General features: G+C 60.4%; 9 protein-coding genes. 5 read left to right on the forward strand and 4 right to left on the reverse strand.

Annotated features, from left to right (window positions below; genetic code table 11):
* Positions 1–131 precede the first annotated feature (131 nt).
* From QTL96_RS05300 to QTL96_RS05310, 3 genes are all read right to left on the reverse strand, one after another.
* Positions 132–4,115: a PAS domain S-box protein gene (locus QTL96_RS05300; RefSeq protein ID WP_289726958.1), complete on the reverse strand. Its 3,984-nt coding sequence runs from the start codon at positions 4,113–4,115 to the stop codon at positions 132–134.
* Positions 4,116–4,626: 511 nt separating this feature from the next.
* On the reverse strand, positions 4,627–5,790 hold the full coding sequence (locus tag QTL96_RS05305) for a zinc-dependent alcohol dehydrogenase (RefSeq protein ID WP_289726959.1): 1,164 nt from the start codon (positions 5,788–5,790) through the stop codon (positions 4,627–4,629).
* A gap of 40 nt (positions 5,791–5,830) precedes the next feature.
* On the reverse strand, positions 5,831–6,706 hold the full coding sequence (locus QTL96_RS05310; RefSeq protein ID WP_289726960.1) for an SDR family oxidoreductase: 876 nt from the start codon (positions 6,704–6,706) through the stop codon (positions 5,831–5,833).
* Between the two features lie 246 nt (positions 6,707–6,952).
* Between QTL96_RS05310 and QTL96_RS05315 the strand changes: the two genes are divergently transcribed.
* Both QTL96_RS05315 and QTL96_RS05320 read left to right on the forward strand, forming a co-directional pair.
* A complete protein-coding gene (locus QTL96_RS05315) occupies positions 6,953–7,558 on the forward strand; it encodes an alpha/beta hydrolase (RefSeq protein WP_289726961.1) in 606 nt (201 codons plus the stop codon).
* A 396-nt stretch (positions 7,559–7,954) separates the two neighbouring features.
* Positions 7,955–9,235, forward strand: coding sequence for a cation:proton antiporter (locus QTL96_RS05320; RefSeq protein WP_354669116.1), 1,281 nt, complete (start codon positions 7,955–7,957; stop codon positions 9,233–9,235).
* A gap of 172 nt (positions 9,236–9,407) precedes the next feature.
* On the opposite strand, the gene QTL96_RS05325 is transcribed toward QTL96_RS05320, so the two are convergent.
* A complete protein-coding gene (locus QTL96_RS05325; protein ID WP_111562820.1) occupies positions 9,408–9,665 on the reverse strand; it encodes a GlsB/YeaQ/YmgE family stress response membrane protein in 258 nt (85 codons plus the stop codon).
* 289 nt (positions 9,666–9,954) lie between these two features.
* Here QTL96_RS05325 and QTL96_RS05330 point away from each other — a divergent pair, with 289 nt between their 5' ends.
* The 3 genes from QTL96_RS05330 to QTL96_RS05340 all read left to right on the forward strand — a co-directional run bounded on the left by QTL96_RS05330 (position 9,955) and on the right by QTL96_RS05340 (position 11,929).
* Positions 9,955–10,392 (forward strand): helix-turn-helix domain-containing protein, encoded by a 438-nt coding sequence (locus QTL96_RS05330; protein WP_111562821.1) that lies wholly within the window; start codon positions 9,955–9,957, stop codon positions 10,390–10,392.
* 182 nt (positions 10,393–10,574) lie between these two features.
* A complete protein-coding gene (locus QTL96_RS05335; protein ID WP_111562822.1) occupies positions 10,575–10,835 on the forward strand; it encodes a SemiSWEET transporter in 261 nt (86 codons plus the stop codon).
* The gene (locus QTL96_RS05340) at positions 10,832–11,929 is read left to right on the forward strand and encodes a sialidase family protein (RefSeq protein ID WP_289726963.1); all 1,098 of its coding nucleotides are present in this window, start codon (positions 10,832–10,834) and stop codon (positions 11,927–11,929) included. The genes QTL96_RS05335 and QTL96_RS05340 overlap by 4 nt, the downstream gene beginning before the upstream one ends.
* Positions 11,930–12,154 lie beyond the last annotated feature (225 nt).

Consider the following 12,154-nt stretch of genomic DNA (forward strand, 5'->3'; position numbering starts at 1 on the left):
TAGGCTGCTGCGTTTGCTCAAGAGTTTGTGCCCGATGAAGGCCCCTCTCAGATCTGATTTTGCAGAGAGTTGCTTCTCCTGCGCCGCGCTGCTGAAGCGAAAATCGGCGGCATTCGCGCCGCCTTCCAATCTCAGACGACCGCCTCCAGCGCACGCTTCAGCTCCGCTACTCCATGCGGCTTCCTCAACAAGGCAGTCTTGGCGGGGCCTTCCAACACGGGGCCCCGGTCCATACCCGTGGCGAAGATGATTGCTATAGCCGGCCAACGTCGTCGCACTTCGCGACAGAAGTCCTCGCCGCTCATGCCAGGAAGCCCAAGGTCGGAAATAACTATATCGACCTGCCGCTGCTCGAGAATGGGTAGCGCGTCCTCAGCGGAACCGGCTTCCACTACTTCGTATCCAAGATCTTCAAGCATGTCGGCTTCCGACATTCGTATGAGCATCTCGTCTTCGACAAGGAGTACCCGGTTCCCTCTTTCTGCGGTCGTCGGACTCGCAGGCGTCTCTGTGTGCGTTCGCTCCGTGGCAAGTCTCTTTTGCGCCACGTTGTTAAGCACGTGGCGAACCTTGAGTGCTAGCGCCTCGCGGGAATAGGGTTTCGATAGAAGCTGGACGCCTGGATCCAGGCGTCCGCCGTGAACAATCGAGTTCTGCGTGTATCCCGACGTGAAGAGGACAGCCAGCGACGGCAACCTCTCCCTTGCCTGGCGCGCCATCTCACTGCTTTTCAACGGGCCTGGCATGACAACGTCCGTGAACAGCATATCGATGTGGACGCCGCTTTCGATGATTGCGAGTGCCGCCGACGCGTCGGGTGCCTTGAGCACGCGGTATCCGAGTTCCTGCAGCAGTTCGACGACGGTGGTGCGGACGGCCTCATCGTCCTCGGCGACAAGAATGGTCTCCCGCCCACCTTCAATTTCCACATCCGTCTGGCCGATCTCGATATCCTCCTGCTGCACTGATCGCGGCAGATACATCTTCACTGTGGTGCCGTGACCGACCTCGCTGTAGATCTTAACGTGCCCACCAGTCTGCTTGACAAACCCGTAGACCATCGACAGACCAAGGCCGGTTCCTTTGCCTTCCGGCTTGGTTGAAAAGAATGGCTCGAAGACCTTGGAGATTACTTCGGGCGGCATACCGCTTCCGGTGTCCGATACCGAGAGTGCAACGTACTGACCTGGCTCGACCTCGTCGTGCTGACGCGCGTAGGCGTCGTCGATATAGGTGTTTCCGGCCTCAATCGTAAGTTTTCCAAAACCTTCCATCGCGTCACGGGCGTTGATGGCGAGGTTGAGAACCGCGTTTTCGATCTGCATCGGATCGACGAGGGTGTTCCACAGGCCGCCGGACACGACCGTCTCTACTTCTACGCCCTCGCCAATCGTGCGCCGGATCATCTCGTCCATGCCCCGGATCAGCCGGCCGACGTTGACCACGCGAGGATCGAGCGCTTGCCGTCGGCCGAATGCGAGAAGTTGCGATGCGAGCTTCGAACCGCGGTCGACACCAGACAGCGCGTTTGCAATCCGTCTCTCGGCTTTCTCATTGCCCGCGACGTCTTTCGACAAGAGCTGAAGGTTTCCGCCAACGACCTGCAGCAGGTTGTTGAAGTCATGAGCTACGCCTCCCGTCAGGTTGCCGATGGCTTCCATCTTTTGGGCTTGTTGGAGGGCGATCTCGGTCCTGCGCAGCGCGGCTGCCGCCGCGCGTTCTTCGGTGACGTCGCGACCGACCGCGTGAATGAATCCGTCGTCGGGAACGGCGGTCCAGGAAATGGTCCTGTAGCTGCCATCTTTTGCTCTGTAGCGGTTCTCGAAGAAAAAGGTGGTCGCGCCTTCAGCCAGCTTACCCACCTCGGCCAGGGTCGAGTCCTTGTCGTCCGGATGGACCAGATCGATGAACGACCGGCCGAGAAGTTCATTCTCCTCCCATTGGAACACTTTTCGCCATGCGGGATTCACCGCAGTCACCCTCGCGTCGAAGTCGGCAACCAACATGATGTCGGTCGATAGTCGCCACATTCGGTCGCGATCCGCGGTGCGTTCTGCTACGCGCTCCTCAAGCGTAAGGTTGAGCGCTTCGAGCTTGGCGCGAGTTTCGCGTTGCTCCTCGATATCGGTATTCGTGCCGATCCACCGAACTACACCGCCCTCGTCGTCAGCAATGGGCACCGCTCGAGCGAGGTGCCATCGATGACGTCCGTCGGCCCGACGTAGCCGGAACTCTTTCTCGTACGGCTGTCCCGCCTGAAGCGCTTCCCTCCATTGCTGTGCGGCCGAAGCGACGTCGTCGGGGTGGACGATCGCGACCCAGCCTTCACCGTCGAGTTCGCCCGCCTTTCGCCCAGAATACTCGTAGACCCGCTCGTTGAACCAATCGAGCATACCATTAGGTCTGGCTGTCCAGACCTGATTTGGAATAGCCTGGGCGAGCGCGCGGAAGCGCGCCTCGCTCTCGCGTAGCTCGCGCTGGGCGCGGCGCCTCTCGGTCACGTCCTGGACGACACCGACGAAGCGGATCGGCCTGCCTTGTGCGTCATACTCGAACTCACCCTTGCGTGCGACTACACGCTTTCGGCCGTCGTCGGCCCGGCGGATGCGATACTCGACGTTCAGCGGCGATTCTCCGTTCGCTCTGGTCCGTTCGTTTGAACCGATGTCCCGGTCCTCTTCGAACACGAGCTCCTCTATAAGGGCGATCGGCACGTCGCCCGCATCCGACAGTCCGTAAATCTTCCGGAACTCAGGTGTCGGGGTCAGAATGTTCGTTTCGAGGTCTAGGGAAAAGACGCCGACGCCTCCCGCCTCCTGCGCCCGCCGTAGCCGGGCCTCCGCTTCAGTGACAGCCTCTGCGGCGACGTGTTCCGGGGTCTTGTCCCGCAGGACCTTGACCAATCCAACCGGCTCTCCATTTTCACCGATGATCGCGCCGATCTCGCCCTCGGCCCAGAAGCGATCGCCGCTCTTGCGGAGATGCCATCTCTCGTGGTGCGCGTTGCCGTGCTCAAGGGCTGCTCGCATGGCGTCACAAGCCTTGTCAGACGCCCTGTCCTCCGGCGTAAACAACATCTCCCAGTGCACGCCGATCATTTCCGCTTCCGTCCATCCGAAGATATTCCGGGCGCCCGCATTCCATCGTAAGATTCGACCGTTCAGATCCAGCGCCAGGATCGCGTAATCGACGGCGCCGTCGAGGATCTGGCGGCTTTGCAGTTCGCTCGCTCGAAGGGCGGCTTCAGCCTGTACGCGGTCCGTGACGTCGCTTCCCTGCGCGAAGATGCCGATTACGTTGCCTTGCTCGTTGCTGATCGGCTGATAGACGAGATCGACATGCTTGCGCTCGGCCGAAGCATCGGGAGAAAGCTGAAAATCGACTGGGAGCGCCTTTCCTTCGAAGGGCTTGCCCGTGCGGTAAACCTCGTCCAAAAGTTCGAAAAACCCTTGCCCGCGCAAGTCCGGCAACGCGTCGCGTACCGGTAGTCCGACGACGTCTCGATGCCCGATCAACTGTCGGTAAGCAGCGTTGGTGAGTTCGAAGACGTGGTCCGGCCCGCTGAGCATTGCAACGAACCCAGGCGCCTGCTCGAACATCGATCGCAGCCGTTCCTGCTCTCCCTGCAGCCAGCGCTCCGCTCTCACCTTCTCAGTCGTCTCCACGACGATCGCCATCACGCCGCATGGAAGGCCGTCCGCGCCTGTCACTGGCGAGTAGTCCAGGTTCATGAAGACCTGCTCGGGGCGACCGTCCCTATGAAGCGTAAGCTCCTGATCCTTATACGACAACGATCCGCCGGCGAGACAGACCTTCATGACGTGGTCGTGGAAGTCCGCAACCTCGGGCCAGCCCTCTCGAACCTTGGAACCAAGCAGCGACGGGTGGCGGCCGCCGGCGAACGCCGAGTATGCGTCGTTGTAGATCATGACGCCGTCCTCGCCCCACAAGGTGACGATCGGGACCGCCGACCGGAGGATCGTGGTCGTTGTCACGTTAACGGCCTCTGGCCACTCAGAAGGGTGACCAAGCGGTGTCGCGCTCCAGTCGAAATTACGGATCAGAGTGGCAAGTGTCCCACCATCTGAGAAAATGTCGAGTATGTCGGATGTCATTTCGGGCCGCTGCGGTTGGTTTCGCAGCCTATGTAGGAGGCAGCGTCAGTCAGGAAAGTGGCGTGATGCTGCGAGTTAAATTTATTCTCGCACGTTCAATCGCACAACGGAGGCAAAGCGTCGATCCATTTTGGACCCGTGTCTGGCTTCTTTTGCATTCTTCCCGTGTACCGGCGAATCCCCGGAGTTGCCGGGTGCAAACTATCTCGACCTCCTTTCGTTTGCTTTAGAGGGATTGAGAGGCCCATTCCAGGGATTCGACCACGGCCCCACGCCGCGCACCATCGACATGTTCAAAGCCGACAGATTGATCTTTTTGTGAGGCTGGCTCCGAAGGATGGCCGTACCGGGGAGTATCCGGATCGGTCGACGATGGCGGGTGTCGACACCGACCAGGCACCTCCCTCGGCGAACGCCGGCGGTCGGCGGGTCGGGAGCAACAAACTCCAATTTTGTAGTCAGCGCGTCGTGGCACATCGGCGGAGTGACTTCCGACGATGTGCCGAAGGTTTTAGCCGTTCGGACGGATGACCACTTTCACGCAGCCGTCCTGCTTGTCCCGGAATGTTTTGTACGCTTCCGGTCCTTCTTCCAGGCCGATCCGGTGGGTGATCAGGAAGGACGGGTCTATGGCGCCCTCCTCAATAAGGTCCATGAGGGGCTTCAGGTAACGCTGAACGTGGGTCTGCCCGGTTTTCAGCGTGAGGCCCTTGCCGACGAACGCGCCCAGCGGCGCAGGGACGGCCGGTCCGATGAACACGCCTGGCAGCGATACCACGCCGCCCGGACGGCACGCCATGATCGCCTGGCTGAGGGCGTATGGACGTTCGGTCGAAGTGAGCTTCGTCTGCACCGTCTCCATGACGCCGCCGGCCCCGTGGCTTTCCATGCCCACGGCTTCGATCACAGCGTCGGGACCCTGCCCGCCCGTCATTTCGAGGATTCGCTGCTGGAGATCCTCGTCGGTGTAATCCAGCGTCTCGGCGCCCGCCCCCCGCGCCAGCGCAAGGCGTTCAGGAACCGTGTCGATTGCGATGACGCGTTCGGCACCGAGCAGGAAGGCGGACTTGATGGCGAAGAGGCCGACCGGGCCGCAGCCAAAGACGGCGACCGTCTGGCCCTGCTTGATGTCGCAGTTCTCCGCCGCCATGTAGCCCGTGGGGAAGATGTCCGACAGGAAGAGCACCTGCTCGTCCGAAAGTCCGTCCGGGACCTTGATCGGGCCGACGTCGGCATAGGGCACGCGCAGATATTGCGCCTGGCCGCCCGGAAAGCGTCCATAAAGTTCGGAGTACCCGAATAGACCGGCAGTCGGGTAGCCGACCTGCTTGGCCTGTTCCGCGCCATTGGGGTTTGAACGCTCGCAGAGCGAAAACTGCCCCCACTTGCACTGGCGGCATTCGCCGCAGGAAATCGTGAATGGGACGACAACGCGGTCGCCGACTTTGAGCTTCGAGTTGCCGCGGCCGAGTTCGACGACCTCGCCCATGGTCTCGTGGCCCATGACGTCGCCCGCATGCATCCCCGGCACGAATCCGCCATAGAGATGGAGGTCGGAGCCGCAGATCGCACAGCTCGTCACCTTGATGATCGCGTCGCGTTCGTGCTGAATGATCGGGTCGTCGACCTCTTCGCAGCGGATGTCGCCGCTTCCATGCCAGGTCAGAGCTTTCATTTTGTGTCTCCTTAACGGTTTGTGATGAAGAGATCGACGCTTACGGCTGGCCGCCGCCGCCTGCGGCCCCGTAGACCTGTCCTGTCGAATAGCTGGCCTGCGGATCTGCAAGCTGCACGTAGATCGAAGCCAGTTCCGCCGGCTGACCGGGACGCCCCAATGGCGTGTCGCCACCAAACTTCTCGAGCTTCTCCATGGTCGCGCCGCCGCTGACCTGAAGCGGCGTCCAGATCGGACCCGGCGCGACGCCATTGACGCGAATGCCCTTCGGCCCGAGCTGCTTTGCCATTGACTTGGTGAAGCTCATCACCGCCGCCTTTGTCATGGCGTAGTCGACGAGGTTTTCGGAGGGATCGTAGGCCTGCACCGAAGTCGTCTGGATAATGACGGAACCGGGCTGCATATGCTTGAGGGCCGCCTTGGTCAGCAGGAAAGTCGCGTAGATGTTTGTCTTCATCGTCGCGTCGAACGCTTCGTAGGTGATGTCGTCGATCGACTGTGCCTGTTGCTGCCGTCCGGCATTGTTGACGAGGATGTCGAGGCCACCGAGCAACTTCGCGGCGTCGTCAACGAGCTTCTCGCAGAAGGCTGCGTCGCGAAGGTCGCCGGGAAGCGCGACGCCCTTGCGTCCTTCCTTCTCAATGAGTGCGATGACTTCCTTCGCGTCCGGCTCTTCGTCGGGCAAATAGTTGATAGCGACGTCTGCGCCTTCGCGCGCGTAGGCGATCGCTGCTGCGCGGCCCATTCCGGAATCGCCCCCGGTGATCAGAGCCTTGCGCCCCGCAAGGCGACCAGAGCCCTTGTAGGAGATCTCACCGTGATCAGGCTTTGGGTCCATCCTGCCGGCAAGGCCAGGAAAGGGCTGGCTCTGCTTCTGGAACGGCGGCTTCGGGTACTTCGTCGTCGGATTGTCCATCTTCGTATTCTCCTGCTTGTTCGAAGCCGGCCAGGCGGCGGCCGGGAAAACGGAGCTTGCAAGCGTCGCGCTCGCCGCCGCTAAGACGGCTCGTCGGCTAATCGGGAATGGTGAGCGAACAATCATGAAGCCCCCTTGGAATCTGGGGCGATGTTGCCCAGATCACCAACTTCGCTGGCAGCTCGTTGTTCCGTTAACGGAGGGGAGAGCGGACCGTGTTTCCAGCGTCGAACAAGGATTTTTCCCATGCCGCATCTCGACACGCCCGACCTGCACATCACCTTCGACGAGACCGGCGCGCAACACGGCCATCCCGTTCTCCTTTTGCATGGCTGGCCGGACGACGCGACGACATGGAACGCGGTATCGTCCCGGCTCCAGGATCGAAACCTTCGCCTGATCGCGCCCTACCTGCGTGGCTTCGGCCCGACGGTATTCAGGAACGAGAAGGCTTTACGCACGGCGAACGGCGCCGTCCTCGCGATGGACGCGATATCCCTCATGGACGGTCTCGGCATAGATCGATTTTCCGTCGTCGGCCACGACTGGGGATCGAACATCGCCGAGGCGCTCGCCATGGGATGGCCGAGCCGGGTCGATCGGATGGCGCTGCTTGCTTCGCTGCCCCGCATGGGCGGCCTCAAGACGCCGCCCTTCAGGCAGGCGCCGCTACTGGTACCATTGGTTCATGGCTACCAAACGCGGCGCGGAAGCAATCGCGAAAGATCCGCATGGTTTTGCTCGCATCCAGTGGGAGAACTGGAGCCCAGACGGCTGGTTCGACGAGGCGACATTCAACGCTGTCGCGAAGTCTTTCGACAATCCGGACTGGGTAGCGGTCGCCCTGCATAGCTACCGGGTCCGGTGGGCCGAAGCCGAGCCTGATCCGGATAGCGTCTGGCTCGAAGATCGCATCAAAGAGACGCACTCGCTTTCTCTACCAACGGTCTATTTCCAGGGCATGGACGACGGCGTCAATCCGCCCGAGCTCTCAGAAGACCTCTACAAGAAATTTACGGGTCCCTTCGACAGGATCGTTCTTCAGAACGTGGGTCATTTTCCGCAACGCGAGGATCCGGAAACCGTCGCACGGGAGCTTGCCGTTTTCCTCGCGTCATCTCCATAACGGAACAGCAACGGAAAACGGACGTTTTCCTGCGGCCGTCGGAGGCTTCACGAAGCCGCATTCACAAAAGCGAAGGCCCCGCAGGTCCGGTGCGATCGGACCGGAGAGCAGTTGAGGGAGAAGTGAACGAGTTGAACACCTACGTCGTCACGCTCCTGATCTTCGGTGCCATCGTGCTCTTGACGGCGTGGCTCCCCATGGCGCTCAAACGAGTTCCCCTCTCGTTGCCGATATGCTGCATAGCCATCGGGATGGCGCTCGCCTGGTCTCCATTCACGCCGCTGCCTCAGTTCAATCCCCTCGAGAACATGAAGTGGGCCGAACACCTGACGGAGTTCGTAATCATCGTCGCTCTGATGGGCGCGGGCCTGAAGATCGACCGGCCACTCGGCTGGTCGAGATGGATGATCACCTGGAGACTACTCGGGATCGCCATGCCTCTTACGATTGCGGCGATCGCCCTCCTCGGGTGGAGCGTCCTCGGTCTCGGCGCGGGATCCGCCCTTCTCCTCGGCGCCGCGCTTGCGCCCACCGATCCCGTCCTGGCGGCCGACGTGCAGGTCGGACCACCACAGACCGGTGAGGAGGATGACATCCGATTCGCGCTGACGTCCGAAGCCGGGCTTAACGACGGGTTGAGCTTTCCCTTCGTAATGGCGGCAATTGCCATCGCGGGCAGCGGGGGCCAAACGACGGACTGGCTGGGTTCCTGGCTGCTTTTCGACGTCGGGTGGAAGCTTGTGGCGGGCGTCGGCGTAGGCTGGCTCGTCGGCCGGGCGCTTGGATATCTGACCTTTAAAATTCCAAAAGGCGGATCTATCGCGAAGACGGGCGACGGATTGGCGGCGCTGGGATTCACATGCGTGTCCTACGGGCTCACCGAACTGGCCCATGGATACGGCTTCGTGGCGGTTTTCGTCACTGCGTTGACGCTCCGCAGCGTCGAACGACGGAGCAGCTTCCACGGTGAGCTGCACGACTTCGGCGAGCAGATCGAGCGGATGCTGATGATGGTGCTCCTCGTCTGCTTCGGCTCGATCGTCGCCGAAGGCTCGCTTGTTCAGCACGTCGACTGGCGTGTCGCAATTGTGACAGTCGCAACGCTGGGACTTGCCCGGCCATTGGCAGCGTGGATCAGTTTGCTGGGCTGCCGGCGCCCTGCGGCAGAAAGGGCGATCGTGTCGGTCTTCGGAATACGGGGGTTGGGTTCGATCTACTACCTCGCCTACGCCTCATCGAAAGCCCAGTTCGACGGCATGCAGACGGTATGGGCTACCGTACTGGTGATCATTTTGGCGTCGGTCATCCTACACGGGATCGCAGTGACGCCGGTGATGAGATGGATCGACCGCCGGCGCGGCGTTGACAGCATGAGGTCGATGAAGGACCAACCGAACCTATGAATCTTGGCATTGTAGGTGCGTGGGCGGGAGCGAGTAATAGGCTCTGAGGACAAACGCCGCGGGCAGCGGGGTCAACGTTAACCGAACACTTCAGGAACGGTGGGACTATTTAACTCGATCAGACTGACGCCGAGGGAGGACGACGGCGCGCCGGAGCGCCGTCGTCATTGGTTCAAGCGGTCCGGCGTATCATGCGCGCGAGCGCTATCAGTACGCAGGCTCCGATGAAGCCGGCGATCAGATAACCCAGCCAGCCTCCCAGGACGACGCCGAAAAGCGAGAGAAGGAAGTTTGCAACGATCGCACCTACAATACCAAGGATGATGTTCATCAAGACGCCCATGTTTGACTTCATGAACATCTCGGCGAGCCAGCCGGCGATCCCACCGATGATTATGGCTGCGATCCAGCCGATGCCTGCATTTTCCATGTTAGTCCCCTTAGCTGAGTTGATTGCTGCCTGAACGAAACGACGGACAGTCAGCGGCGAAACACTCGCGGCGACGAATGGTTCCTTCCACAAACCGGGCACTCGCGATGAAATGAGGACGCTGCATTCTTCGGGCGAACGTACGGCCCATTCAGGAGGAGGACTGCCGTTCGTAACGGGTCTTCGCGGGAGAGGATTGCCTAATCATGCTGAACAGCATATGCAGGTTATCATATATGACGCATCTTCGCATTGTGCGAAACCGAATTCCTAACCAGAAGTTTTAAGCATGGTAGAAAAAAATGGAGACCAGTCGCGACTCAGCAAGTCGCCAGGGCAGCCACACCCAGTGGATATTCACGTGGGAAAGCGCCTCGCCCTTGCGCGAAAGCTCAAAGGCCTTTCGCAATCCCAATTAGGCGACGCGCTGGGCGTGACGTTTCAGCAGGTTCAGAAATATGAGCGAGGCACCAACCGGGTCAGCGCCTCTTCCATGTTCGCCGTCATGAACTTCCTGAACCTTCCGTCCTCTTACTTCTTTGAAGGCCTGGACTACGAATTCATCGGCGAACCTGTTCCCCAAGCCGCGCCGTTATCCGCCGAAGTGCTGCTCTTTTTATCTTCCAAGCAGGGTCTGCATCTGGTCGAGCAACTGGCCAGAGCACCGAAGCGTGTTCAGAACGCTTTCGCGGCTATTCTGGATATTGAATCGAAGGAAAACGACTAGCGCTGCGGCAATGGATTCGAAGGTCGGCCACCGCGATGTATTATCGACTCGACCGAGTGACAAATGCGCCTGCGGGTCCCTCGACTGGCAGACCCGTCGTTGGCAGATCCTAGCGTCGCCGTCGGTCTCTGCTGGAACATCGTGCTGAAATCGAAGTTCATGGAGAGATCTCGAGGAGACCCATGGATTTCGTTTCACTCATTGGCTACTGCGCCTCCATCTGCTCCGTCGTGAGCTTCCTTCCCCAGGCTTTGAAGGTGATCCGCACCAAAGACACCGAAGCTATATCCACCCGGATGTACGTTTTGACTGTCACGGGTTTTGCGTTGTGGACCGCCTTCGGGATCATGAGGGGCGAGCTTCCGATCATACTAGCAAACATCATATGCTTTTTCCTGTCAGCCTTCATCCTCGGTGCCAAGCTGAGAGGACTTAGCAAATGACCGGGCTCGCTACGCACGTAGCGGGTCATCAGGAAGTTTTCCGACGTCCTGGTCATTTCTCTGCGTGGCCGGCCAACTATGGTCTGTGGGTCTGGGAAGACGAGGTTGTTGTAGTGTTTGCAGACGGAAGGCTTGGTGAACAAGGCGCGCTTCACGCCCGCGACAAGGGCCATCATTTCCGACCGCTTCAGGCAAGGAGCGCGGACGGCGGCCAGACTTGGTCGGTAGAGCCTTTCGCCGGTTTCATTCCGGGAGGCGGAAGTCTCTCCGCCGACGAGCATGTAGCCATGGAGCTCCGATCAGGCGGGCAGATTTCGGACGGCGAGATTGAGCCGCTTTCGATGCCGATCGATTTCAAAGATCCCGAGGTCGCGGTCATGGTGGCCCGAACCGGTCTCGACGGAAGAGCCCGAAGCTGGTTCTACGTGACGAGGAATCGAGGCCGTGGATGGGAAGGACCATTCAACTTCACCGGACTGGACGTCGAAGGTCTCGCGTCACGAACCGATGTCGTCCCGCTGTCCGGACGCCATGCGCTGTTCATGATGACTGCGTCAAAGGAAGACGGAACCGAAGGCTGTTGCCTATGCGCCGAAACCACAGACGGCGGGTTGTCGTTCCGCCGAAAGAGCGTCCTCCCCTTCGATGGCGATGGCTACGCCATCATGCCGTCGAGCGTTCGTCTTCCTGACGGAAGCATCCTCAGCGTCGTACGCCGGGGGAAAGGCGTTGATCGACCAGGTTGGCTAGAGGCCTTTCGATCCGAAAACGAAGGCGCCACGTGGCAGGCGGCGGGCATCCCCGTCGCAGATACGGGGATTGGGGGCAATCCAGGCAGCCTTGCACTCCTTGAAGGGAAGCGCCTTGCCATCGTCTACGGCTATCGCGGCGACAGCCCCGGCATACGGATGGTTACAAGCTCGAACGGAGGGAGGGACTGGTCGGAGAGCATCGACATCCGACGAGATGCCAAACTCCCTGATATCGGCTATCCCCGCTCTGTAGTCCTACGCGACGGGCGTCTCCTCGCCGTGTACTACTACAACTTCGGGCGGGAGCGGTTCATCGCGGCGTCGATTATCAGCGTGGCTTAGCAAAACCGGGGCAAATCGTCAGCTCCGTCGGGAGATTGGCCTGGCCCTTGACAGACGACGAACTGCCTCAGAACGGCGCGATCTCCCGTAGCTTCCTACTCTGGAGGGAGATAGGAAGGAAAGATGAGTGCTGGTCGCAGGAACCCTCCGAGCTCCCTCCTGTTGAAGAACTGCAAAGATAATCGCTTGCCGTCGATCCCGACCGATCACTCCGTCTCTCAGAGC

Origin of the sequence: Rhizobium sp. S163 (assembly GCF_030380805.1) — a bacterium.
GTDB lineage: Bacteria > Pseudomonadota > Alphaproteobacteria > Rhizobiales > Rhizobiaceae > Rhizobium.

Bases quoted from the DNA above. Each gene is read 5' to 3' on its own strand.
- QTL96_RS05305 (WP_289726959.1), bottom strand. From the start codon at position 5,790: ATGAAAGCTCTGACCTGGCATGGAAGCGGCGACATCCGCTGCGAAGAG.
- QTL96_RS05325 (WP_111562820.1), bottom strand. From the start codon at position 9,665: ATGGAAAATGCAGGCATCGGCTGGATCGCAGCCATAATCATCGGTGGG.
- QTL96_RS05300 (WP_289726958.1), bottom strand. From the start codon at position 4,115: ATGACATCCGACATACTCGACATTTTCTCAGATGGTGGGACACTTGCC.
- QTL96_RS05340 (WP_289726963.1), top strand. From the start codon at position 10,832: ATGACCGGGCTCGCTACGCACGTAGCGGGTCATCAGGAAGTTTTCCGA.
- QTL96_RS05315 (WP_289726961.1), top strand. From the start codon at position 6,953: ATGCCGCATCTCGACACGCCCGACCTGCACATCACCTTCGACGAGACC.
- QTL96_RS05310 (WP_289726960.1), bottom strand. From the start codon at position 6,706: ATGGACAATCCGACGACGAAGTACCCGAAGCCGCCGTTCCAGAAGCAG.
- QTL96_RS05330 (WP_111562821.1), top strand. From the start codon at position 9,955: ATGGTAGAAAAAAATGGAGACCAGTCGCGACTCAGCAAGTCGCCAGGG.
- QTL96_RS05335 (WP_111562822.1), top strand. From the start codon at position 10,575: ATGGATTTCGTTTCACTCATTGGCTACTGCGCCTCCATCTGCTCCGTC.